Origin of the sequence: Pseudomonas farris (assembly GCF_019145235.1) — a bacterium.
GTDB lineage: Bacteria > Pseudomonadota > Gammaproteobacteria > Pseudomonadales > Pseudomonadaceae > Aquipseudomonas > Aquipseudomonas farris.
Genome location: NZ_JAHSTV010000009.1, coordinates 272,765 through 296,961, shown reverse-complemented (window position 1 = coordinate 296,961; position 24,197 = coordinate 272,765). Strand labels below are relative to the sequence as shown.

20 protein-coding genes are annotated in these 24,197 nt (G+C 59.2%); 14 read left to right on the top strand and 6 right to left on the bottom strand.

Going from position 1 to position 24,197, the window contains the following annotated elements:
• The first annotated feature begins 5 nt into the window (after window positions 1–5).
• The 12 genes from algK (at window position 6) to KVG95_RS20410 (ending at window position 14,669) form a co-directional block, all read left to right on the top strand.
• Window positions 6–1,508 (top strand): alginate biosynthesis TPR repeat lipoprotein AlgK, encoded by a 1,503-nt coding sequence (gene algK, locus KVG95_RS20465; protein WP_367616780.1) that lies wholly within the window; start codon window positions 6–8, stop codon window positions 1,506–1,508.
• Window positions 1,505–2,992, top strand: coding sequence for an alginate export family protein (locus KVG95_RS20460; RefSeq protein WP_217857698.1), 1,488 nt, complete (start codon window positions 1,505–1,507; stop codon window positions 2,990–2,992). Before algK ends, KVG95_RS20460 begins: the two co-directional genes overlap by 4 nt.
• 26 nt (window positions 2,993–3,018) lie before the next feature.
• Window positions 3,019–4,608: a mannuronan 5-epimerase AlgG gene (gene algG, locus KVG95_RS20455; protein ID WP_201061881.1), complete on the top strand. Its 1,590-nt coding sequence runs from the start codon at window positions 3,019–3,021 to the stop codon at window positions 4,606–4,608.
• Window positions 4,609–4,618: 10 nt separating this feature from the next.
• A complete protein-coding gene (locus KVG95_RS20450) occupies window positions 4,619–6,070 on the top strand; it encodes an alginate O-acetyltransferase (RefSeq protein ID WP_217857697.1) in 1,452 nt (483 codons plus the stop codon).
• Between the two features lie 11 nt (window positions 6,071–6,081).
• Window positions 6,082–7,212 (top strand): mannuronate-specific alginate lyase, encoded by a 1,131-nt coding sequence (locus KVG95_RS20445; protein WP_123719945.1) that lies wholly within the window; start codon window positions 6,082–6,084, stop codon window positions 7,210–7,212.
• A 212-nt stretch (window positions 7,213–7,424) separates the two neighbouring features.
• Window positions 7,425–8,990: an MBOAT family O-acyltransferase gene (locus tag KVG95_RS20440; RefSeq protein ID WP_217857696.1), complete on the top strand. Its 1,566-nt coding sequence runs from the start codon at window positions 7,425–7,427 to the stop codon at window positions 8,988–8,990.
• An 11-nt stretch (window positions 8,991–9,001) separates the two neighbouring features.
• Entirely contained in the window at window positions 9,002–10,177 is a 1,176-nt protein-coding gene (locus KVG95_RS20435) for an alginate O-acetyltransferase (protein WP_217857695.1), read from the top strand.
• A 14-nt stretch (window positions 10,178–10,191) separates the two neighbouring features.
• The gene (locus KVG95_RS20430) at window positions 10,192–10,845 is read left to right on the top strand and encodes an alginate O-acetyltransferase AlgF (protein ID WP_123719948.1); all 654 of its coding nucleotides are present in this window, start codon (window positions 10,192–10,194) and stop codon (window positions 10,843–10,845) included.
• A gap of 213 nt (window positions 10,846–11,058) precedes the next feature.
• Window positions 11,059–12,510 (top strand): mannose-1-phosphate guanylyltransferase/mannose-6-phosphate isomerase, encoded by a 1,452-nt coding sequence (locus KVG95_RS20425; protein WP_123719949.1) that lies wholly within the window; start codon window positions 11,059–11,061, stop codon window positions 12,508–12,510.
• A gap of 280 nt (window positions 12,511–12,790) precedes the next feature.
• On the top strand, window positions 12,791–13,255 hold the full coding sequence (locus KVG95_RS20420) for a hypothetical protein (RefSeq protein ID WP_008070465.1): 465 nt from the start codon (window positions 12,791–12,793) through the stop codon (window positions 13,253–13,255).
• Between the two features lie 30 nt (window positions 13,256–13,285).
• Entirely contained in the window at window positions 13,286–14,110 is an 825-nt protein-coding gene (locus KVG95_RS20415; RefSeq protein ID WP_217857694.1) for an SDR family oxidoreductase, read from the top strand.
• A gap of 160 nt (window positions 14,111–14,270) precedes the next feature.
• Window positions 14,271–14,669, top strand: a complete 399-nt coding sequence (locus KVG95_RS20410) for a DUF4440 domain-containing protein (protein ID WP_217857693.1) — start codon at window positions 14,271–14,273, stop codon at window positions 14,667–14,669.
• 150 nt (window positions 14,670–14,819) lie between these two features.
• On the opposite strand, the gene KVG95_RS20405 is transcribed toward KVG95_RS20410, so the two are convergent.
• From KVG95_RS20405 to KVG95_RS20390, 4 genes are all read right to left on the bottom strand, one after another.
• On the bottom strand, window positions 14,820–15,683 hold the full coding sequence (locus KVG95_RS20405) for an efflux RND transporter periplasmic adaptor subunit (RefSeq protein ID WP_217857692.1): 864 nt from the start codon (window positions 15,681–15,683) through the stop codon (window positions 14,820–14,822).
• A gap of 10 nt (window positions 15,684–15,693) precedes the next feature.
• Window positions 15,694–15,894 (bottom strand): DUF1656 domain-containing protein, encoded by a 201-nt coding sequence (locus KVG95_RS20400; RefSeq protein WP_007896379.1) that lies wholly within the window; start codon window positions 15,892–15,894, stop codon window positions 15,694–15,696.
• Window positions 15,884–18,088 carry an FUSC family protein gene (locus tag KVG95_RS20395; RefSeq protein WP_217857691.1) on the bottom strand — a complete coding sequence of 735 codons (2,205 nt, stop codon included), beginning with the start codon at window positions 18,086–18,088 and terminating at the stop codon, window positions 15,884–15,886. Before KVG95_RS20395 ends, KVG95_RS20400 begins: the two co-directional genes overlap by 11 nt.
• Before the next feature lie 147 nt (window positions 18,089–18,235).
• Window positions 18,236–19,735 carry an efflux transporter outer membrane subunit gene (locus KVG95_RS20390; RefSeq protein ID WP_217857690.1) on the bottom strand — a complete coding sequence of 500 codons (1,500 nt, stop codon included), beginning with the start codon at window positions 19,733–19,735 and terminating at the stop codon, window positions 18,236–18,238.
• A 285-nt stretch (window positions 19,736–20,020) separates the two neighbouring features.
• Here KVG95_RS20390 and KVG95_RS20385 point away from each other — a divergent pair, with 285 nt between their 5' ends.
• Window positions 20,021–20,989, top strand: coding sequence for a LysR family transcriptional regulator (locus tag KVG95_RS20385; protein ID WP_123719955.1), 969 nt, complete (start codon window positions 20,021–20,023; stop codon window positions 20,987–20,989).
• 17 nt (window positions 20,990–21,006) lie between these two features.
• On the opposite strand, the gene KVG95_RS20380 is transcribed toward KVG95_RS20385, so the two are convergent.
• Window positions 21,007–21,795, bottom strand: coding sequence for a hypothetical protein (locus KVG95_RS20380; protein WP_217857689.1), 789 nt, complete (start codon window positions 21,793–21,795; stop codon window positions 21,007–21,009).
• Window positions 21,792–23,135, bottom strand: a complete 1,344-nt coding sequence (locus KVG95_RS20375) for a hypothetical protein (RefSeq protein WP_217857688.1) — start codon at window positions 23,133–23,135, stop codon at window positions 21,792–21,794. Before KVG95_RS20375 ends, KVG95_RS20380 begins: the two co-directional genes overlap by 4 nt.
• A gap of 463 nt (window positions 23,136–23,598) precedes the next feature.
• Between KVG95_RS20375 and KVG95_RS20370 the strand changes: the two genes are divergently transcribed.
• On the top strand, window positions 23,599–23,976 hold the full coding sequence (locus KVG95_RS20370; RefSeq protein ID WP_217857721.1) for a DUF6124 family protein: 378 nt from the start codon (window positions 23,599–23,601) through the stop codon (window positions 23,974–23,976).
• The last annotated feature ends 221 nt before the right edge of the window (window positions 23,977–24,197 follow it).

Below are 24,197 nucleotides of genomic sequence, written 5' to 3'. Positions count from 1 at the left end.
TGCCTGTGACCATTACAAAAATCCTGAACACACCGCACACCTTGTGGGAGCGGGCTTGCTCGCGAAGGGATCAACACGGTCTACCTGATGCACCGCAGCGCCTGCTTCGCGAGCAAGCCCGCTCCCACATAGGATCACTGTGTGCCGTTGCATTGGCCGTGAGCCTGGCCGGTTGCGCCGGTCTGCCCGACCAGCGCCTGGCCAATGAAGCCCTCAAGCGCGGCGACACCACGCTGGCGGCGCAGAACTATCAGCAACTGGCAGACCTGGGTTACAGCGAAGCTCAGGTCGGCCTGGCCGATCTGCAGGTCGACAGCCGTGACCCGGCGCAAATCAAAAAGGCCGAGGCGACTTACCGCGCCGCGGCCAGCGTCTCGCCGCGGGCTCAGGCTCGCCTGGGTCGTCTGCTGGTGGCCAAACCCGGCGCCACCGAAGCCGAACATCACGAAGCCGAAGCGCTGTTGAAGAAAGCCTCGGCCAATGGCGAAGGCAACACCCTGATCCCGCTGGCGATGCTGTACCTGCAATACCCGCACAGTTTCCCGAACGTCAACGCGCAGCAGCAGATCAGCCAATGGCGCACCGAAGGCAAACCGGAAGCCGGTCTGGCGCAAGTGCTGCTCTATCGCACCCAGGGCACTTACGACCAACACCTGGATGACGTGGAAAAAGTCTGCAAAGCGGCGTTGAACACCACTGACATCTGCTATGTCGAACTGGCCACGGTCTATCAGAAACGCGGCCAGCCAGAGCAACAGGCCGAACTGATCAAGCAGATGCAGGCTGGTCACAGCCGTGGCGTCGTTTCTGCGCAACGTGTGGACAGCGTGGCCCGCGTGCTGGGCGATGCAAGCCTGGGCAAGACCGACGAGAAAACCGCTCAGTCGCTGCTCGAAGGCATCGCACCTGGCTACCCGGCATCCTGGGTCAGCCTGGCGCAACTGCTATACGACTTCCCTGAACTGGGTGATGTCGACGCCATGATGAAATACCTGGACAACGGCCGCGCTGCCGACCAACCACGTGCCGAACTGTTGCTGGGCAAGCTCTATTTCGAAGGAAAAATGGTACCGGCCGACGCCAAGGTCGCCGAAGAGCACTTCAAGAAAGCCGTCGGCCGGGAAGTCGCCGCCGATTACTACCTCGGCCAGATTTACCGTCGTGGTTACCTGGGCAAGGTCTATCCGCAGAAAGCCCTGGATCACCTGCTGACCGCTGCGCGCAACGGCCAGAACAGCGCCGATTTCGCCATTGCCCAACTGTTCTCCCAAGGCAAGGGCACCCGGCCCGACCCGGTCAACGCTTATGTCTTCAGCCAATTGGCGAAGGCTCAAAACACCCCACAAGCCAATGAGCTTGCGCAAACAATCGAAACGCAACTGCCGCCTGACCGGCTGGCCGAGGCCCAACGCCTGCTGAAACAAGAGCAGGCCATTCGTAGCGCCGTGAGTTCGGACACGCTGGAACTGCACGCCCTGCAAGAAGAAGACGGCGAGGAATCCCTATGAAGCTTAATCCATTCGTTAAGGCCGGTATTGGCCTGACATTCGCCCTGCTGTGGTCGTGCCCGACCCTGGCAGCCCTGACCGAAGACAAGAACTTCGGCCTCGAAGTCAAAGTTACCGGCCAGTCCGAAGACGACCGTGACTTGGGCACTGCCAGCGGCGGCGACGTTTCCGGCGTCGGCCTCGACCTGCGTCCATGGGTATACGGTGAAAGCGGCGCGTGGAGCGCCTACGCCATGGGCCAGGCCGTGACGTCCACCGACATCATCGAAACGGACACCCTGCAACAGTCCGATACCGAGGGTACCCAGACCACCGACAACGGTGATCGCAAAACCAAGAAGAACTACTTGGCGATGCGCGAGTTCTGGGTCGGCTACAGCGGCCTCACGCCCTACCCTGGCGAGATCCTCAAACTCGGTCGCCAACGCCTGCGCAACGACGACGGCCAATGGCGCGACACCAACATCGAAGCCCTGAACTGGACCTTCGACACCACCCTGTTGCGCGCCAACGTCGGTGTCGCCGAACGTTTCAGCGAATACCGCACCGACTTGAAAGAGCTGGCGCCCAAGGACAAGGATCGCCTGCACGTTTTCGGCGACGTTGCCACTCAATGGTCGCCGGGTAACTGGGTCGGCATTCGCGGTCATCACACCCATGATGACGGCAAGCTCGACTACCCGGAGCCGGGTGTGGCCGGCGATTCGCTGGATAAAAAACAGAACGGTGACATCAGCTGGCTCGGCCTCACCGCCGACAGCGACGCCTACAACTGGCGCAACACCAACACCGTCAATTACTGGGGCAGCATCACCGGCATGAGCGGCGACACCGACACGGTCAACCCGCTGAACGCCGATGGCACGCGTCCGACCGAAGCCAAACGTGGTGAAGACCTCAATGGCTGGGCCACTGATATCGGCCTGCGTTTGCGCCTTGATCCGCAGTGGCAAGTCGGTGCGGCGTATGCCCGTGCCAGCGCCGAGTACGAACAGACCGGTCTGGAAAGCAATCGCTCGAACTACACCGGTACACGCTCGCGGGTTCACCGTTTCGGCGAAGCCTTCCGTGGCGAAATGAACAACATGCAGACCGCTACCTTGTTCGGCTCGTGGATGCTCAACGACGAATACGACGCCAGTCTGATCTACCACAAGTTCTGGCGCGTCGACGGCAACAAGCCGGTGGGCAGCAACGGCATCAACGCCGTCGAAAACAACACCGACGACGTAACCGGTGCGATCCTCTCCAGCACCTCCCTGCCGCTGGAAGATGGCAACAAAGACCTCGGTCAGGAAATGGACCTGGTGGTCACCAAGTACTTCAAGCAAGGCCTGCTGCCAGCAGCGTTGAGCCAGTCGATCGATGAGCCTTCGGCACTGGTACGGTTCCGTGGCGGTGTGTTCAAGCCAGGCGATGCCTATGGCAAAGAAGTTGACTCGTACATGCACCGCGCGTTTGTCGACGTGGTCTGGCGCTTCTGATGCAAACCGCGAAGGGAGTGCCCGACATGAACAGTGCCAAGAAAGGCTCGATCAGCCTGCTGGCCGGCGCGCTACTGCTCGCCAGCGCAGCCGCCTTCGCCACCGTCGAACCGGCCAAGCCTGTGCAACAGGGCAAATCGACGACCATGGCCAAGGGGCTGCAACAGGCCAAGACCTACACCGTCAGCAGCGCGCCAACCGCGCCGCTGGACCTGGCCAAGCCTAAACTGCCGGACACTTCTGGCTACACCGCCGAAGCCATCGCGGCGAAAATCGTGCGTACCAAACCCGGCAAGATCAGCGTGCGCCGGATGATGCAGGAAAACGCCCTGAAGGACTTCATCGGCGGTGACAACAAGATGGCAGAGTGGGTGGTGCGTCAGCATGGCATCCCGCAAGCGATCTTCATCGACGACGGCTACATGAACCTCAAGGACCTGGCGAAGAAGCTGCCCAAGCAGTACTTCAGCGAAACTTCGCCGGGGGTGTTCCTGGCGAAGTTGCCGATCGTGGTGGGTAACAAGGGCATTCTGGAAATCGACAAGCAGACCCAGGAATTGCGCCTGTCCCAAGAGGCCGGTTCGTTCCTGGTCAACGACGGCCAGCTGTTCGTGCGTGATACCAAAATCACTGGCTGGAGCGAGAAGGCAAACGGCCCGGCGGCCTTCAAGTCGCCCAAGGAGTTCCGTCCGTTCCTGCTGTCCTGGGGTGGCACCGAGACCTATATCGCCAACAGCAAGATCGCCAGTTTCGGTTACGCCAACAGTAAGTCTTACGGCGTGAGTATTTCCCAATACACGCCGAACATGGCCAAGGTGCTCAAGCGCCCTGAACCGTCCGGCTGGATCGTCGGCTCCGAGTTCTCGGACATGTGGTACGGCTTCTACTGCTACGAAACCCGCGACTTCGTGGTCAAGGGCAACACCTACAAAGACAACATCGTCTACGGCATCGACCCCCATGACCGTTCCCACGGTCTGATCATCGCCGACAACACGGTGTACGGGACCAAGAAGAAGCACGGGATCATTATTTCCCGTGAGGTCAACGACAGCTTCATCTTCAACAACCGCAGCTACGACAACAAATTGTCGGGCCTGGTGATCGACCGTAACAGTGTGAACAACCTGATCGCCTACAACGAGATCTACAAGAACCACACCGATGGCATCACCCTCTATGAGAGTGCTGACAACCTGTTGTGGGGCAACAAGGTGATCAGCAACCGACGCCACGGCATCCGTATTCGTAACAGCGTGAACATTCGCCTGTACGAAAACGTCTCGATGGCCAACGGCCTGACCGGTGTCTACGGGCACATCAAAGATTTGAGCGACACCGACCGGGACATCAAGCTCGATCCGTTCGACGCCCAGGTGTCCCTGATTGTGGTCGGTGGTGAACTGGCCGCCAATGGCAGCGGACCACTGTCGATCGACTCGCCGCTGAGCGTGGAGTTGTATCGCGTGTCGATGCTCGCACCGACCAAATCCAGCGGCATCAGCTTCTCGGGGATTCTCGGCGAACGCCAGGATGAAATTCTCGACCTGCTGGTGCGCCAGCAGAAAGCCGTGCTGATCGACCCTGTCGAACGCCAGACCGAAATGCGGGACTGAGGATAATTTTATGCACCCACACCTGATCAAATTACTCAGCCTGTCGGCCCTGACCGCGGGCATTCTCGCGGCCAGCACTGGCGTACGTGCCGAAGATGCCAAAGCACCCAGCTTCAAGGCCGAGGATTGCTGCAGCCTGTGCCCCGCCGCCCATGACGCGAAGAACTACACCACCCGCTATCAGCAGAACTTCACCACGCTGGTGCAGGCGCAGGGCGATTGGCTGTTCCGTACGCAAGAAGACTTGCGCACCGAGTTCGACACCACACCCGCTGGCTACAAACGCATGAAACAACTGCACGATGCGTTCAAGAGCAAAGGCGTGGAACTGGTCATCGTTTACCAGCCGACTCGTGGCCTGGTGAACCGCAACAAGCTGAACCCGGCAGAGAAAGCGAGCTACGATTTCGACAAGGCGCTGAAGAACTACAAAACCATGCTCGGGCGCTTCGCGCAGATGGGCTACGTAGTTCCGGACCTGTCCCCGCTGACCAACGAATCGCTGCCCGATACCCTGCCGGCTCACGACTTCTACTTCCGCGGCGACCAACACTGGACGCCGTATGGCGCCCAGCGCACAGCGAAAATTGTCGCCGAGAAGGTCAAGCAATTGCCGGCCTTCGCCGACGTTCCCAAGCGTGAATTCGAGACCCATAAGTCGGGTCGCATGGGCAAGACCGGAACGTTACACAACATGGCTGGTCAACTCTGTGGCACTAGCTACGCGATCCAGTACATGGATCAGTTCACCACCGAGCCAAAAGGCGAAGCGGGCGATGGCGATCTGTTCAGTGATTCCGGTAATCCGGAAATCACCCTGGTCGGCACCAGCCACAGTGGCAAGAACTACAACTTCGCCGGTTTCCTCGAAGAGGCCATCGGCGCCGACATTCTCAACGTCGCGTTCCCCGGTGGTGGCTTCGAAGGTTCGATGCTGCAGTACCTGGGCAGCGAAGAGTTCCAGACCAAACCACCGAAAATCCTCATCTGGGAATTCTCGCCGCTTTATCGCCTCGATCAGGAAACCATCTACCGCCAAATGATGGCGCTGCTGGACAACGGTTGCGAAGGCAAAGATGCACAGATGAGTGCCAGTGCCACGCTCAAACCGGGCAAAAACGAATTGATGGTCAACAGCAAGAACCTGGACCTGCGCAACAGCAGTCACCAGGTCGATATCCGCTTCGCCGACACCTCGGTGAAAACCTTGCAAGCCACCCTCTGGTACATGAACGGGCGCCACGAGGACATCAAGATCGACAAACCGGAAACCTCCGATACCGACGGGCGTTTCGCCTTCGAGTTGCGCACGGACGAAGACTGGGCCTCGCAGAATCTGCTGGCCGTCGAAGTCCAGGGACCTGAAAAACCAGGTACCACGCCTCAGAAAGTCGAAGCGAAAATCTGCAAACGCAACGTGTTCTCCGGCGCCGAGCAGCGTACCGCTCAAGCCGGGCAATGAGGCTACCTCTTATGAACTGCATGCAAACCCGAACGCTGAAAAAGTTACTCGCGCCCTCCCTGCTGACGCTGGCGATGTTCGCCGGCGCCACCCAGGCCGCCGCGCCACTGCGCCCGCCCCAGGGTTACTTCGCGCCAATTGAAAAAGTCAAAACCGGCGGCAAGAGTGAAGGCTGCGACGCGATGCCGACGCCCTACACCGGCGCCCTGCAATTTCGCAGCAAATACGAAGGCTCCGACAAGGCCCGTTCGACCCTGAACGAGGCATCGGAAAAAGCCTTCCGCGATACCACCGCCGACATCACCAAGATCGAGCGCGCCACCAGCAAGCAGGTGATGCAGTTCATGCGTGACGGTCGTCCGGAACAACTGGAGTGCACGCTCAACTGGCTAACGGCCTGGGCCAAGGCCGATGCGTTGATGTCCAAGGACTTCAACCACACCGGCAAGTCCATGCGCAAATGGGCGTTGGGCAGCATGGCTTCGTCCTATGTCCGCCTGAAATTCTCTGACTCGCATCCGCTGGCTACCCACCAGGAAGAAGCGCAAGTGATTGAAGCCTGGTTCAGCAAAATGGCTGATCAGGTAGTCAGCGATTGGGACAACCTGCCGCTCGAGCAAACCAACAACCACTCGTACTGGGCAGCCTGGTCGGTGATGGCCACGTCGGTCGCCACCAACCGCCGCGACCTGTTCGATTGGGCCGTCAAGGAATACAAGGTCGGCGTCAATCAGGTCGACGCCCAAGGCTTCCTGCCTAACGAGCTCAAGCGCCAGCAACGCGCCCTCGCCTATCACAACTATGCCCTGCCGCCACTGGCGATGATCGCCAGTTTCGCTCAGGTCAACGGTGTGGATCTGCGCCAGGAAAACAACGGCGCCTTGAAACGCCTGGGTGATCGCGTGCTGGCAGGCGTGGAAGACCCGGATGAATTCGAGGAGAAGAACGGTAAAGAGCAGGACATGACCGACCTCAAGGTCGATTCGAAATTCGCCTGGCTCGAACCGTTCTGCTCGCTCTACACCTGCACGCCGGATGTGCTGGCGCAGAAACACAAAATGCAGCCGTTCAAGACCTTCCGCCTCGGCGGGGATTTGACCAAGGTCTACGACCCGGCCAGCGAGAAAGGCAAAGGTTCCTAGGAACAATACAAAACCCTGTGGGAGCGGGCTTGCCCGCGATTGCAATCTGACATTCAGCATTGATGTCGACTGACCCACCGCTATCGCGGGCAAGCCCGCTCCCACAGGGTCGGTGTCGAGTTTGAGTTTTGTGAGTTAGCCCTCCGGTTTTCGGTGGGGGGTTTGGGGGGGCCGTTGGCCCTTGACTGTTGGTTAAACATGGAGAGATCGGGATGGTATTTTCATCCAACGTGTTCCTGTTTCTGTTCTTGCCGATCTTTCTCGGCATGTACTACTTGAGCGGAATACGCTATCGCAACTTGCTGCTGCTGATCGCCAGCTACGTGTTCTACGCCTGGTGGCGTGTGGACTTCCTTGCGCTGTTCGCAGCCGTCACGCTGTGGAACTACTGGATCGGCCTGAAAGTCGGTGCGGCAGGCGTTCGGACCAAACCGGCCCAACGCTGGTTGCTCCTGGGCGTGGGCGTCGACCTGTGCATCCTCGGCTACTTCAAGTACGCCAACTTCGGCGTGGACAGCATCAACGCGATGATGACCTCGGTCGGTCTTTCGCCGTTCATCCTGACCCATGTGCTGTTGCCGATCGGGATCTCGTTCTACATCTTCGAGTCCATCAGCTACATCATCGACGTCTACCGCGGTGATACCCCGGCGACCCGCAACCTGATCGACTTTGCCGCATTCGTGGCAATCTTCCCGCACTTGATCGCGGGCCCTGTGTTGCGTTTCCGTGACCTGGCCGACCAGTTCAACAACCGCACCCACACCCTCGACAAGTTCTCCGAAGGTGCCACGCGGTTCATGCAGGGCTTCATCAAGAAGGTCTTCATCGCCGACACCCTGGCGGTGGTGGCCGACCATTGCTTCGCCTTGCAGGACCCGACCACGGGCGATGCCTGGCTTGGCGCCCTGGCCTACACCGCGCAGCTGTACTTCGACTTCTCCGGCTACAGCGACATGGCGATTGGTCTGGGCTTGATGATGGGTTTCCGCTTCATGGAAAACTTCAAACAGCCGTACATCAGCCAGTCGATTACCGAGTTCTGGCGTCGCTGGCACATCAGCCTGTCGACCTGGTTGCGTGACTATCTGTACATCACCCTCGGCGGTAACCGTAAAGGCACGCTGATGACTTATCGCAACCTGTTCCTGACCATGCTGCTCGGTGGTCTGTGGCACGGCGCGAACATCACTTACATCATCTGGGGTGCCTGGCACGGCATGTGGCTGGCGATCGAAAAAGCCCTCGGCCTGAACACCTCGCCGCGCAGCATCAACCCGATCCGTTGGGCGCTGACCTTCCTGCTTGTTGTCATGGGCTGGGTGATCTTCCGTTCGGAAAACCTGCACGTCGCCGGTCGCATGTACGGTGCGATGTTCAGCTTCGGCGAATGGTCGCTGTCGGAACTTAACCAGGCCAGCCTCACCGGTCTGCAAGTGGCAACACTGGTGGTGGCCTACGTCACCCTGGCGTTCTTCGGCATCCGTGATTTCTACACCAACCGGCCACCGGTCAAGACCAAGCCTGCCGTCAACGTCGAGGCCGATGGCCCTGCTGCGGCTACGCCTGGAATGATCAAAGCCGTACCGGGTGAAAACCCGGCCAGCATCCACGAACCGGGTTACACCGTCGGCGTTGAAGCGACTGTGCAACCGGCCTACTGGACCGCTGACTGGTCCCGTTACGTGATGCGCGCTCTGGTTCTACTGCTGTTCATCGCCTCGATTCTCAAACTCTCGGCGCAAAGCTTTTCGCCGTTCCTTTACTTCCAGTTCTGAGGGATCTGACTATGACCCGCTCATTACGCATCTTCTACATCGCCCTGTTCCTGGTGACCTTGCTGGTCCTGGGCGTGTGGTCGGTACGCAGCTTCTTCGGTTTCAGTACCAACGCCGAAGCGACCGTGCTCAACGGTCGCTGGACCAAAGCCGTCGAGACGCACTACGACGAAGAGTTCCCGATCAAGCGCCTGGGCACCAATCTTTGGGCCGCGCTGGATTTCAAACTGTTCAACGAAGGTCGTCCGGGCGTGGTGCTCGGTCGCGATCAGTGGCTCTACAGCGATGAAGAGTTCCACCCGATCGTCAACGAAGAGTTGAACCTGCAGGGCAACTACGCGTTGGTCGAAGGCGTGCGCCAGACCCTGAAAAAGCAAGGCGTGCAATTGGTGATGGCGATCGTGCCGGCCAAGACGCGTCTGTACCCGGAACATCTGGGTGAAGTGAAGCCGGCGAGTATCCACGCCAATCTGTACAAGGACTTCCACGCTCGTGTCGCGGCCAACAAGATCATCGCCCCTGACCTGCTCGGCCCGCTGCAAAAGGGCAAGCAAGACGGTCAGCAAGTGTTCCTGCGCACCGACACCCACTGGACCCCGGAAGGCGCGCAAATCGCTGCCCAGACCCTGGCCAAAACCATCGCCGACAAGGCACCGCTCAGCGGCGAACCGCAAAACTTCGTCACCGAACCTGCGGAGAAGGTGACGCACAAGGGCGACCTGCGGTTGTTCCTGCCGCTGGACCCGCTGTTCGAAAACCTGATGCCGGCGCAAGAGCCTTTGCAGAAGCGCAACACCGTGGCTGCCCAAGATCAGCCTGCCGGTGACGACGCCCTGTTCGCCAACACTGAAGTGCCGGTGGCCCTGATCGGCACCAGCTACAGCGCCAACCCGAACTGGAACTTCATCGGTGCGCTGAAAGAGGCACTGCACAGCGACGTGGTCAGCTACGCCGAAGACGGCCATGGCCCGATTCTGCCGATGCTCAGCTACCTGAAAAGCGACGCCTTCAAGAACAGCCCGCCACAAGTGCTGATCTGGGAGTTCCCTGAACGATATCTGCCTGTGAACAACGAAATCGGTGACGCCGACCCGCAGTGGGTCGCAGAGCTTAAACAAGCCGGCGCACGCCAACAAAACGTAGCTGCAAACACTAAATCCGAGACGCCCGACCGGGCGCAAAACTGAAAGAGAGGTACACCATGACTTTCACTACTACTCCTCGCCGTCTCGCTAAGACCTTTGCTCTCGTCGCCGGCATGAGCGTATTGTCCTTGCAAGCCTTCGCCGGTGACGGCGCGCTCTACGGCCCGACCGCACCAAAAGGCTCCAGTTTCGTGCGGGTCTTCAACGCCGGTAACGCTGAAGTCAGCGCCACTGTTGGCACCACCAACCTGAGCGAAGTCGCGCCGCTGTCCAGCACCGACTTCAGCTTCATGCCGGGCGGCGATTACAGCGCCAAGGTCGGCAGCCAGACCCTGCCGGTGAAATTGGCCGGTGACCACTATTACACCCTGGTCAACAACGCCAGCGGCGCGCCACAACTGATCGAAGAGCCGCCGTTCAAGAACAAGCAGAAATCCCTGGTGCGCGTACAGAACCTCAGTGACAAGGCCCTGACCCTGAAAACCGCCGATGGCAAGACCGAAGTGGTCCCGTCCGTGGCGGCCAAGGGCCGTGGCGAGCGTGAAATCAACCCGGTGAAAGTCAGCCTGGCACTGTACGACGGCGCCACCAAAGTCGGTGACGTGAAACCGGTTGCCCTGGAACGTGGTGAAGCCGCGGTGCTGTACGTCACCGGCAAAGGCAGCAGCCTGTCGCCAGTGTGGGTCAAGCGCCCGGTTTCGACGCGCTAACACATTTGCCCGGTTGACCCATATCCCTGTGGGAGCCGGGCCTTGCCCGCGAATACGGTTTCACATTCAACGATGATGTTGGCTGACCCACCGCTTTCGCGAGCAAGCCCGCTCCCACAAGGGACCGAGGCGTCAATTCGGACACGGAACAAGAACAAGAGTGAAACGACAGAACGCAGTAGCTCTAACCAAATCGATTTAAGGAGTAACAACATGATTCCGGTGATCTTGTCAGGTGGTAGCGGCTCACGTCTTTGGCCGCTTTCGCGTAAGCAATTCCCCAAGCAATTCCTCGCCCTGACCGGCGAACACACGCTGTTCCAGCAAACCCTGGAACGCCTGGTGTTCGAAGGCATGGACACTCCGATCGTGGTCTGTAACAAGGAACACCGCTTCATCGTCAACGAGCAACTGAGTGCCCGCAATCTGGACACCCAGCGCATCCTGATGGAGCCCTTCGGTCGCAACACAGCGCCGGCAGTGGCCCTGACCGCGATGATGCTGGTCAATGAAGGTCGCGACGAGTTGATGCTGGTGCTGCCGGCCGACCACGTGCTGGAAGACCAGAAAGCCCTGCAACGCGCACTGGCCCTGGCCACTGTGGCGGCCGAGCGTGGCGAGATGGTGCTGTTCGGCGTGCCGGCGACCAAACCGGAAACCGGTTACGGCTACATCAAGTCCACCAACGATGCCCTGCTGCCGGAAGGCGTCAGCCGTGTCTCGCACTTCGTCGAAAAACCCGACGTCAAACGCGCCACCGAATTCGTCCAGTCCGGTGGTTACTTCTGGAACAGCGGTATGTTCCTGTTCCGTGCCAGCCGCTTCCTCGAAGAGCTGAAAAAACACGATCCGGACATCTACGACACCTGCGTACTGACGCTGGAACGTAGCGCACAGGATGTCGACACCGTTGACATCGACGCCGCCACCTTCGCTTGCTGCCCGGACAATTCCATCGACTATTCGGTGATGGAAAAAACCCAGCGCGCCTGCGTAGTGCCGCTGACCGCAGGCTGGAGCGATGTCGGTTGCTGGTCGTCGCTGTGGGAAGTCAATGAAAAAGACGCCAACGGTAACGTCACCAAAGGCGACGTGGTCATCCAGGACAGCAAAAACTGCATGATCCACGGCAACGGCAAGCTGGTGTCGGTGATCGGCCTGGAAAACATCGTGGTCGTCGAAACCAAGGACGCCATGATGATCGTCCACAAGGACAAGGTCCAAGGCGTCAAACAGATGGTCAACACCCTCAACGAGCAGGGCCGCAGCGAAACCCAGAACCACTGCGAAGTCTATCGTCCGTGGGGCTCCTACGACTCGGTCGACATGGGCGGCCGTTTCCAGGTCAAGCGCATCTCGGTCAAGCCGGGCGCGTGCCTGTCGCTGCAAATGCACCACCACCGCGCCGAACACTGGATCGTGGTCAGCGGCACCGCTGAAGTGACCTGCGACGAAAACGTGTTCCTGCTGACTGAAAACCAGTCGACCTACATCCCGATCGCCTCGGTTCACCGTCTGCGCAACCCGGGCAAGATTCCACTCGAGATCATCGAAGTGCAATCGGGCAGCTACCTGGGTGAAGACGATATCGAGCGCTTTGAAGATATCTACGGTCGCTCTACCCCGATCGAACGCGGCGTGTCGGTGAAAACCATCGCGCAGTGATTTGACCGGTAAAAAATAAAAAGCCCCCGTCCAGCCCGCTGCGTCCCTATCCGCAGTGGGTTGGTCGGGGGCTTTTTTTAGGTTTTGCAGCGATTCAGAGGGCCCCTTCGCGAGCAAGCCCGCTCCCACATTTAATCGCATTCCCATAAGACAACTCGGTCGAATGTGGGAGCGGGCTTGCTCGCGAAGGGGCCATAACGTCCAACGCCGGAATCATGCCCATCGCCAATTCCACCTACGCTTAGGTAGGATGCTCTTTCCCTTCCCGAGGTTTCGCGTCATGTTCATCGGCGTCCTGCTGGTCATCACCTGGCTGATCCTGCTGCTGCGCTACCCGTCCAAGGCCGTGCCGGTTTCCATGGCCGCCGCTGTCGGATTGGGCCTGGTGGCGGTGTGGGTATTCTGGCTGGACACCCGCGAGGTCAAGCAACTGGCGCGCCTTGAGCTGCGTATCACCTACGCGCCCGAGCACTGCCCGGCGGATCGCCCCTTGAAGCTGACGATGAACAACGGCAACGACGTGCCGCTGACCGAACTTCGCTGGCGCATCGCCGCTTATGCACCGGGCGATACGGTCAATCTGGCTGACAATCAATACGCCGCACCGCGCTATCGCGGCCCCGGCGAATTGCAGGCCGGCGGCAACTGGGAAGACTGCTTGCCAATGCCGCCCCTGCGCCCCGGTTATCGCCCGCAAACCCTGGAGTTTCGCGCCGAGCGTTTGCAGGGTAGTTTCTCCGACTGATCCCTTTCTTCTTTGCACAAGGACCGCGCCATGCCCGTTGCGTTGATTACCGGTTGTTCCAGCGGCATTGGCCGCGCCCTCGCTGACGCCTTCAAAAGTGCCGGTTACGAAGTCTGGGCCAGCGCCCGCAAGGCTGAAGACGTAGCCGCTCTAACCGCTGCCGGTTTCACCGCCGTGCAATTGGACGTGAACGATGGCCCGGCCCTCGAACAACTGAGCGAGCGGATCAATCAGCAACGTGGCGGCCTTGATGTGCTGATCAACAACGCCGGCTATGGCGCCATGGGCCCCCTGCTCGATGGCGGTGTGCCGGCCATGCAGCGGCAATTCGAAACCAACGTGTTTGCGATCGTCGGCGTCACTCGCGCGATGTTCCCGGTACTGCGTCGCGCCAGGGGCCTGGTGGTGAACATCGGCAGCGTGTCCGGGGTTCTGGTCACGCCGTTTGCAGGTGCTTACTGTGCTTCGAAAGCCGCGGTGCATGCTTTGAGCGATGCGTTGCGCATGGAACTGGCGCCGTTCGGCGTGCGGGTCATGGAAGTTCAGCCTGGGGCTATCGCGTCCAGCTTCGCGAAAAATGCCGGCAACGAAGCTGAGCAACTGATCACCGAGCAATCGCCATGGTGGCCGCTGCGTGAAGGTATTCGTGCACGAGCCCAGGCGTCTCAGGACAAACCCACGCCGGCCAGTGAATTTGCCGCCGGTTTATTGAAGGCCGTGCAACAGAATAAGCCGCCGCGTCTGGTGCGTTTGGGTAATGGCAGCCGGGCGTTGCCGTTGATGGCAGGGTTGTTGCCCAAGGGGCTGTTGGAGTCGGGGTTGATGAAGCGGTTCGGGTTGAAGGGGCAACTCTAAGACTGAGTCGACATCATCGCGGGCAAGTCGAATCGTCGCACCGCCGCTCCCACAAGATTCTACTGGGTAGCACAGATAGCATTCACACCAAAGATCACTGTGGGAGCGGGCTTGCCCGCGAAGACTTCAGGACAGACGCTGCAAAATTTCAGGAAACAACATGACCGAATACACCGAATACTTTGACGAAGTGATCCAGGCCCACATAGCCATCGAGCAATGGTTGGCCGAGGAGCGAGACGAGTCCGAGCTTGAGCAATTGCTGACGCGTTTTTCCCCGCAGTTTTCCATGATCTCGCCGTTGGGTCGGGTGCTGGATTTCGAGGCGTTGAATGAATTGTTTCTGCTGGCGGGCGGGAAGAAGCTCGGGTTCAGGATTGAGCTCAGCGAGTTGCGAGGTGTCGCGCTGTACGACGGTGGCGCGGTAGTGAGTTACCGCGAGCAGCAGACCGATGCGACAGGGCTGCATTCTGATCGGCGATCCTCGGTGGTGTTTGAGAAACAGACCGATGGCAAGGTGGTTTGGCGGCATTTGCATGAGACGTTTTGCAAGGAGTGAACTGTCGCCATCTGCCTGAGGGACCGAGTCGCTCCATTCGCGAGCAAGCCCGCTCCCACATTCGATCTTCAGTGAACACAACATATGTGCACAAAGTAGATCAAGTGTGGGAGCGGGCTTGCTCGCGAAGCAGGCGACTCGGTCTGTCAGTTACTCCTCGACAGCCTGTTTCACCACAACGGTGCACGTAATCCCCGCCGCCAACAGCACGCCCTCTGGCACTTCATCAATGTGAATCCGCACCGGCACCCGTTGCGCCAGGCGCACCCAGTTGAAGGTCGGGTTCACGTCGGCGATCAGCTCGCGGCTTTGCGGATTATCGCGGTCATAGATGCCGCGAGAAATGCTTTCCACATAGCCCTTGAGCACTTCGCCGCTCATCAATTGCATGTCGGCTTTATCGCCCACGCGCACATGGGGCAGTTTGGTTTCTTCGAAGAAGCCATAAACCCAGAACGAGTTCATATCGACCACGGCCATTTTCGCTTCGCCGATGCGTGCGTAGTCGCCGCGATGGACGTTGAGGTTAGTGACATAGCCGTCCACCGCCGCGCGCACTTCCGTGCGTTTGAGGTTCAGTTCGGCGGCTTCCAGTTGCGCCTGGGCGTGCTGGTAATCGGCTAGGGCCGAGTCGGCGATGTTGGTGGCGTCGTCGCGGTTTTCCCTGGAGATCACCAGGTTGTCGAGGTCGGCGCGGCGATGGGCGTTGACCTTGCGCATCTCCCACGTGGCTTTGCGCGAGGCCACCAGCGACTGTGCCTGTTTCACTGCGATGCGGTAATGCTCGGGGTCGATGCGCATCAGCAAATCGCCCTTCTTCACCAACTGGTTGTCGCGCACCGGCACGTCCACCACTTCACCGGTAACGTCGGCGGCGACGTTGATGATGTCGGCGCGCACCCGGCCGTCGCGGGTCCAGGGTGTGTTCATGTAATGCACCCACAGGGTCCGGCCGATCCACAGGGCGAGGGCCAACACCAGCAAGGTCGCGAGCAGGCTGAAAAGCTTTTTCATCACGGTGTTCTCAACGGTAAACAGTCAGCGCAAGGGCGCCAAACAGACAGGTAAACAGACTCAAGCGCAGCAGCGCCGGGTGCCAGAAAAAGCGGTACAGGTCGAATCCGGAAAGGAATCGATCCAGCGCCCAGGCCAGCGCCGCCGCAATGAAAAACATCAGGGTCATGGTCGGCATGTACACGCCGTGGAAGGCGATTTCACGAGGCATGTTCAAGTCCTTGAGGCTTGGCAGTGGCGATGGCATTTATGTAGTCCGCGAGCGGCGATTGCGGGTCGAGCAGCGAGGTGCGGATGAAGTGCAGGTAGCTCTTCACCCGGCGCAAGGCAGAGGTATCGAAGTGCGGCGCGAAGGGTTCGTCGGTGGCCTGCACGCAGCTGATCGCGTGGTCGACCGCAACCAGAGCACGTTCCAGATTGCTCTGGCTGGGTTGCAGAAACAGTCGCACCAGCGAACGCCCCATCACCCGGATTGACTGGCGCCACGGCTGGGATTCGGCGTACGCCGGATGCACCGGCAAAATCGCCTGTTCCTTGCGCAACTCGATGATCGCGTGGCCGACTTCCAGCACCACGAACATCCAGCGCAGCAAGTCCCTTTGCACCTGCGGCTGTCCCGCTGCGAGGCCATAGGCCTGATGTAAAAGATCGCGAGTGCGGCTTTCGAAGCTCGACGCCAAACCTTTGAGTTTGCCGCTGATGGAGTACACCACTTGCCCGCGCAAATCCTGCTCCAACCGCCGCCATAACCAGCGGCTGTTGGGCGGCAAAATGATCGCCCCGGCCGCCGCGCACACCAGCATGCCCATGATCATCGCAATGTAGTCATTGATGAAGGCGTAAGGGTTGTAAACCGTGAGGTTATCCGGCACCGAACCGGTGCTGAAGAAGATCAGCAACCCCAGGCCAACCCCGGCGTATTGCGGCCGTGAAGTCAGGAACGCACCGACCACGATCACCGGCGCGAGCATCACGCACAGCAATGGAAAACCGTCGATCAAGGGGAAGATGAAAAACATCTCGACGAAGCCGATCAGTGCCCCGAGCAACGTCCCGCAGGCCATCTGAAACGCCATGCGTTTGGGGTTCGGTGTCGCCGCTGAAAGGCCGACCGTGGCGGCAGCGATCAGGGTCATGGTCGCGCCACTCGGCCACGCGGTGGCCACCCAATAACTGCCGAGCACCACGAGGATGAATGCTGCGCGAATGCCCGATGCCGCCGAGGCTAGCCAGTTGGTTTGCGGGGTGAAGGGCTCGTCCCAACGTTCCCGCTCATGGCTGTGATCGGCCAGCGACGCGTGGGTCTGTGCATAACTGTGCAGGTCGTCGACGAAGCGATAAAGCAGCTCGTAGGCGGTGTGAAAATCCATCTGCTCGGCGTCGCTCGGATCACTCTCCTGAAAGGTCGCCCGCAGGCTGCGGACGCGCGCCGGCAAGTGTTGCTTATAGGTCGCCAATGCGGTGGCCAGGCGTGCAGCGTCGGGGCTGGTCAAGGCGCGACCGCTGAAGCCGTCGAGCACTTCGGCCAGATCCTGTAACCCCGGTTTGATCGCCGCGACAACATGGTCGGTGCCGCTGCTGCGCAGGCGTTCGAGCAACTGATGCAGCGCATTGAAGCGCGTGGTAATGCCCATGAATTCGCTGTTCAAACGACTGAGCCGCCCGTTGCGCCGACGCATGTGCGGGTCTTCGAACACCGTGACGCTGCGCAGCCCTTCCAGGCCCACCGCCTCGGCGATAAACCGCACGTTGTTCGCTTCAAATGCCTCGCGCCGGCTGCGACCGCGCAAGCCATCGGTGACGAACACGGCAAACACGCCGAAGCGCTGATACAAGGCATTGCGCATCGCAGCACTGGCGGTTTGCGGCAGGATCGCGGCGCTCACCAGCGTCGAGCAGAGAATCCCCAGGGAGATTTCCAGCACACGCCATACTGCCGCCATGAACGCGCCATCGGGGTGAGCCAATGCAGGCAGCCCGACCATCGCCGCCGTATAACCGGCGAGCACAAATCCATAAGCGCGGAAGTTGCGATAACGCGCCGCGCCGGCCGAGCAGAGGCCGACCCAGATCGCCAGCGAGCCGAGGAACAGTTCGGTGTTCTGCGCAAACAAGGCAATCAACGCGACCATCACCGCCGACCCGGCCAACGTGCCGAGGAAGCGATAGAAACTCTTGGCGAACACTTGGCCGCTTTGCGGTTGCATGACGATGAACACGGTGATCATCGCGGTGCGCGGTTGCGGCAACTCCAGACGCATGGCCAGCCACAGGGTCAGGAACGCGGCGAACAACACCTTGAAAATGTACACCCAGGTCACGCCATCGCTGCGTGCCCAGTCGAAGAACCCCCGGCGCCATTCAAGGGAATACAGCCAGCGCAAAGGTGCAGGCAAGGGCGTCATGGAATTTTGCTCAATGGTCTAGGGTTGTGCGGCGAGAACTCGGTCCCTGTGGGAGCGGGCTTGCTCGCGAAGACGGAGTGTCAGTCAATGCGGATTTCGCCTGACACACCGCTTTCGCGAGCAAGCCCGCTCCCACAGGTTTTGTGTTCAACGCAAAAGAACCGGGGTTTTCGGGGGCTGGGTTTTCTCGGCATTCGGCACGTCGTTGCCAGCGCCAAGGCCTCCGCCCAAAGCAGTCACCAATTCCGCATGAGCACTCAAGCGCGCGGCCTGAACCTGCTGCTGCACCTGTTGCTGCTTGAACAACAAGGTCTGCGCATTGAGCACGTTGAGGTAATCGGTGAGCCCGCGCTGATACGCGATCATCGCGATGTCGTAGGTCTTCTGCGCCGTGGCCACCGACTCGGTGGCGAAGGCCTGTTGCTTGTCCATCGACTCGCGTCGGATCAACTGATCAGAGAGGTTCTTCAGCGCGTTGACCAGCGTCTGGTTGTACCTGGCCACGGCGATGTCATAACCCGCCGAGGCCTCGCCCAGCTCCGCACGCAAGCGGCCACCGTCGAAGATCGGTAACGAGATCGCCGGGCCGACGCTGTAGTTGAGCTTCTTGCCGGTCAAAAACTCCAGCGCCCCACCGCCGGTGGCCATGTAGCCGAGGCTGCCGACCAGATCGACGTTGGGGTAGAAGCCGGCGTGGGCAACATCGATACCCCGCGCCTGCGCCGCCACTTGCCAGCGACTGGCGACCACGTCCGGGCGTTGACCGAGCAGTTGCGCCGGCAAAGACGACGGCAACTTCAGCGCCGCGCCCAACGACAGCGTCGGCCGTTGCAACTGCGCACCCTCCCCCGGCCCCTTACCGGCCAGCGCGGCGAGTTGGTTGCGGCTTAGAGCAATTTCTTCGTCCAGCGCATCGATTTGCCGATGGGTTTCCGGCAATGGTGTTTCGGCTTGGCTGACGTCGAAATGCGTGCCGATGCCGCCATCCAGACGTTTCTGTGCCAGATCGAGAATTTGCTGTTGTTGCTTCAAGGTCGCGGCGACGATGTCCCGTTGTGCGTAATGCAACGAGAGTTCGATGTAGGCGCGCACGATGTTGTTCTGCAATTCGAGCTGGGCCTGCCGTGCTTCGGCGGCGCTCATATGGGCCATGTCCACGGCGCGTTCGGTGGCGTTGCTTTCGCGCCCCCAAAGGTCGAGGGCATAGCTGAATCCCAGCGCGGCGTTGTTGTCCCAAGTAGTGGTGTTGGCCAACTCGCCGGGGCCGTAGAACTGATCGGAGGGCCAGTTGTGGCGCTTGAGGGTAGATTGGCCATTGATCTGCAACGACTCGGCGGACTCGGCAATGCCAGCCATGGACCGCGCCTGACGCACTCGCGCCGCGGCCATGGCCATGCTCGGGCTATCCTGCAGTGCGAGGTCTATCCAGCGGTTCAGTTGCGGGTCGCCGTAGGCTTGCCACCATTGGGTGGTGGGCCAATGAGCGTCTTGCGCGGCGCTCTGAATGGCTTCATCGGTGGCCAGTGAATCAGCCTCCAGTGCCTTGCCCTGTGGGACAATACCTGCGGTTCCGATGCAGCCGCTGATTGCCAGGGTTAAAGCCAAAACACTGAGCGTCTTGAGCGCTCTGTTGATGCGACGCGGCACTGCTGAAAATTCCTGAAATAGGGGGAGATCCTGTAGGAGCGAGGCTTGCCCGCGAAGGCGTCTTATCAAGCGACAGCCATGGTGCCTGTGAGGACGCCTTCGCGGGCAGCCTCGCTCCTACATGGGACCGGCGCAATTCTAGGGGTGGGCCTTGTTGGCGATAAGCCGGGATTCTTGTGAATCTTTGTTACCGTTAACGCGATAATCCCTTGGTCGCCTCTTTAGTCTCCTGTAAAGAATCAGCAACTTCGTGTCACAATTTGCCATTCGCCAAGAGAGCACCCCATGGACACTTTGCAAAACATGCGCGCCTTCAGTTACGTGGCCGAGGCCGGCAGCTTCACCGCCGCCGCCGTGCAACTCGACACCACCACGGCCAACGTCTCGCGCGCGGTCTCCAACCTGGAAGCCCACCTGCAAACCCGTCTGCTCAACCGCACCACCCGCCGCATCGCTCTGACCGAGGCCGGCAAGCGCTACTTATTGCGTTGCGAGCAGATCCTGGCCTACGTCGAAGAAGCCGAAGCCGAGGCCAGCGACGCCCATGCGCGCCCGGCCGGGCAACTCAAGGTGCACACCATGACCGGCATCGGTCAGCACTTCGTGATCGACGCTATCGCCCGCTACCGCAAAACCCACCCGGACGTGACCTTCGACCTGACCATGGCCAACCGCGTGCCGGATCTGCTCGACGAGGGCTACGACGTGTCCATCGTGCTCGCCAGCGAACTGCCGGACTCGGGCTTCGTCTCCCAACGTTTGGGCATCACCTACAGCATCGTTTGCGCATCGCCCGCCTATGTAAAAGCCAACGGTTGCGCACACAAACCCAGCGATTTGCTCAACCACGCCTGCCTGCGCCTGGTGAGCCCGGTCATCCCGCTGGAAAAATGGACCTTCGACGGCCCCGACGGCCAGGAAATGGTCACCATTAATAGTTCGCCGTTTTTGGTGAACTCCGCTGATGCAATGAAGACTGCAATCACCAGTGGCATGGGAGTTGGCGTTTTACCGGTGTATGCGGCGATTGAAGGGCTGCGTAACGGCACGCTGGTGCGGGTGATGCCGAACTACCGTTCGCAGGAACTGAATCTGTATGCGATCTACCCGTCGCGGCAGTACCTGGATGCGAAGATCAAGACCTGGGTCGAGTACTTGCGCGGGTCGTTGCCGGAGATATTGGCGGCGCATCAGGCGGAATTGGCGGCGTATGAATTGAGTGGGAGTTTGGGTGGGGTTCGGTTGGCGAATTGAGGTGTGTGGACTGCGGGTTAGGTCAGCAGTCCAGCGTACTTTCCGCAGAGCCAATACGCACAAAGGCCAACGATTGAATAGGCAAACATCAGGTTGGGAATGACGACCCAGCGTCGTAGGTGTAAAGGGAAATGTTTTATCTCATCAATACAATGCGGGTCGCTTCTCAGCAGGAATGCATCATCCTCACGAAGCATGGTCGAGAGATGAGCCAAGCGGTAATGACGCCCGTACAGACCATCACCCATGACCCGACGGTTGCGACCAACGAAGTAAGAGTCGTTGAGGTGAGATTCGAGTTCTTCGAGTTTAAAAAAACTGATGTACACCCGCATAAGTGAAACGATAATAACCAGGGTAATAAAGGCGATCAGGATAGCTGTGTAGAGTAGTTTCAGGTCGCTCATCGGGTTTGAAATTGTTGCACGCAAAGATACAAAACCACTCCAAAGCAACAGTAGTCCAGCGCTGACGAGCGCAATCCGCATAAGTTTTTTTGGAGTTTCAGCCCATTTCTTCAGGCGCTCCGGCAAGATTTCAGCCTCCATAAACGCATACGAATCCAACATCTGATGTTGATAGAAACTGCCCGTCAAAGCGCCAATCAACCTAAGTCTGTTCATTCGTCCAAACGGGCCGTTACCCGCCGTGTTTCGATTGATACTCACCAGATGAGACGCGTTGAAGTGATCTTCAATTTGGTCGAGTTTGAAATAGGCGCCAAATAATAAGAGGGTCTGGCTGAGCAAAACCATCAGAAAAATAAGTACCCAACCAATCAAATGCACATTCTCAGCGCCACTCATGGTTGCGTGAACTCATATATTTTTTCACCTATTTCTCCACCAATTTCTGAGCCTTTGGTTCCCGTCGCGCTGGCGACAGCACCCGACACCAGCAGCGCACACACGATTCCACCAACACCCAATGTCTCCACACCTATTGCCGCGCACACTCCATATTTCAGTGCGCTACTCGCTACGTATCCGGCGGCAACACCTCCGCTAATACTTCCTGCCAACTTGCCTCCTTCCACGAATCTTGCTTGGGAGCATTCATCCTCGCTTCCACTGCGACATGCTTCATCAACTCTCATCGCCGCTGCCCCCATCGCCAATCCAATGCCAACATAGCCTCCTGCCTTCAAGTACTTCACAGCTCTGGATACGCCCTGAATATTTGTCGCATAGCCCGGCAGTTGAGTAGGGGCGCCAGCCTTGTTCCAATGGTGAATTGTTCTGCGAGTAGAGAGACCTAATGCTCGTTTAAGCCTGGGATGATCAGGAATGCCTGTGCCTTTACGTACCAGCGGGCCAAGGCTGGCATTGATCTTTGCCATCATCCGTTTGCGATGGATAAAGAAATCCCTCGATCGCAAGTGGCCGTGCTGACGGTATTGTTGCTGATGCAGTTTCTCTAACTCGATGAGCGTGCCTTTGAGGTTTTCCAGGTGTTGGCCGACCATGAAGGACGCCACACCCAACGACCCGGCCGACACCTCCAAAAACGGCTCAATCACTTCATGATTTTCGACCATGAACGAAGCCTCTTCTTCGCTCAGGTCCTTAAGCGCTTCGTTGACCTTCTCCGCTGCGATCATCATTTGCGTCTCTTCGCGACGGCACATGTAATGCCGTGAATCGCTGAAGATCACCATTTGCCCCGGTTTCACCCGCTCACCGAGGTGGCGATTGAGCAAGCGGAATTCTCGGCGCAGTGCATCGCTTGGCCGGTTTTCGTACAGCGAGCGCTCAAGGGCTTCGAGGGTCATGGGCTGCTGAATGATGTAGAAGCCCGACTCCACGGGTTTGGGCAGAGCGAAGGCGTGTTCTTCGACCAGATGTTGCGCCGGTGGTGGTTCGGGTTTGGCTTTGAAGGCATTCCATGAAGCACCGCCGTTATCGGGATCGATGCGAGGCGTCACCATGACCCAATCACCGTTGCTAACGGCGTTGATGAGTTTCTGCTGGTTGGCGGCCTGCATGTAGTTGGAGCGGTTGGCGCCGATCGCACTAAGCAGATCGTCGAAGCCCTGCAGGTCGTAGGGATAGCTCAGGGCCTGACGCAAGTCGGCGACGGCTTGATGGCTGTCTAGCACCTGCCCGTGTTGGCCGGCGAGTTGGTTTTGGGGAATGAGTCTGGTCACGCTCGTGTCCCGTTCCATGGAAATGGGACACTTTGGCAAGTGGGCTCAAAGGGGGATGCCGGGCGAATCGTTTTTGCGTGTAGGGGAAGTCCGAGTTTTTTTGATGGCGACATTGTGGGGGCAGCCTTCGGCAGCTCCTACAGACGGGATGATTTTTGAGGACGTTTCCGACAAGTTTTGACGGTTGTTGGGTCAGACGGGAAATGGGTAGGCTTTGTGGGTCGCTGCCAAATCAGCGATCAGGTCTGGAAAACCTGGCGAACACTTACCACGCCCCATGGCATACTGCGGCGCTTTTTTCTGCACGCAAATCCTTGTTATGGCGGCTGTGCGCGGGAGACCTTCGGGTCTGCCGGTTTTTGGTGGGTGTACCGGTTTTTCCAGTCCGCGCATGGCTGCCACCCTTTCGTCTGGAAAACGAAAGATGGCAGTTCCACTTCATCTGCCAATGAGTAACTTCCGCATGATCAAAGAAACACCGAATCCCCCGGAAACCGACGACGTTTCCCCCTACGAATCCCCCAATTCCAAAAAACTCAACGAAGCCGCCGAGCGCGCGCTGAATCACTACCTCAACCCCGCTGCCCTCAAATCACCGACCATCCGCAAACCCAGTACGATGTATATGCTCGCACCGGCGATCAAAGACGAAGACCTGTTGGCCCACACCTGTGAATCGTTGGCCCAGGCCAGTGTGATGGCCAGCAATTTTGCGACCTATCTGGAAGGCCCGCATCGGAATACGGCCATGGCGATTCAGCAAATCGTCATGTTGGCCGAGCTGGCGGTGAACCGGATGCTGGATAACCTCAACGTACCAAAACCTGCGCCACACAGCTGATCCCCTGTAGGAGCGAGGCTTGCCCGCGAAGGCGTTGTGACATTCACCATTTGATGTCGCCTGACACACCGCCATCGCGAGCGATCCGCAAGAGATTGGTTGGCTGTCAGGCCGTCTTCGCGGGCAAGCCTCGCTCCTACCGGGTTGGATGGCGTACACCCGGCAATCCGAGCGCTCGCATAATGTCCGGGAAGAATGTTAGCGTGCTTGGCATTCTCCAA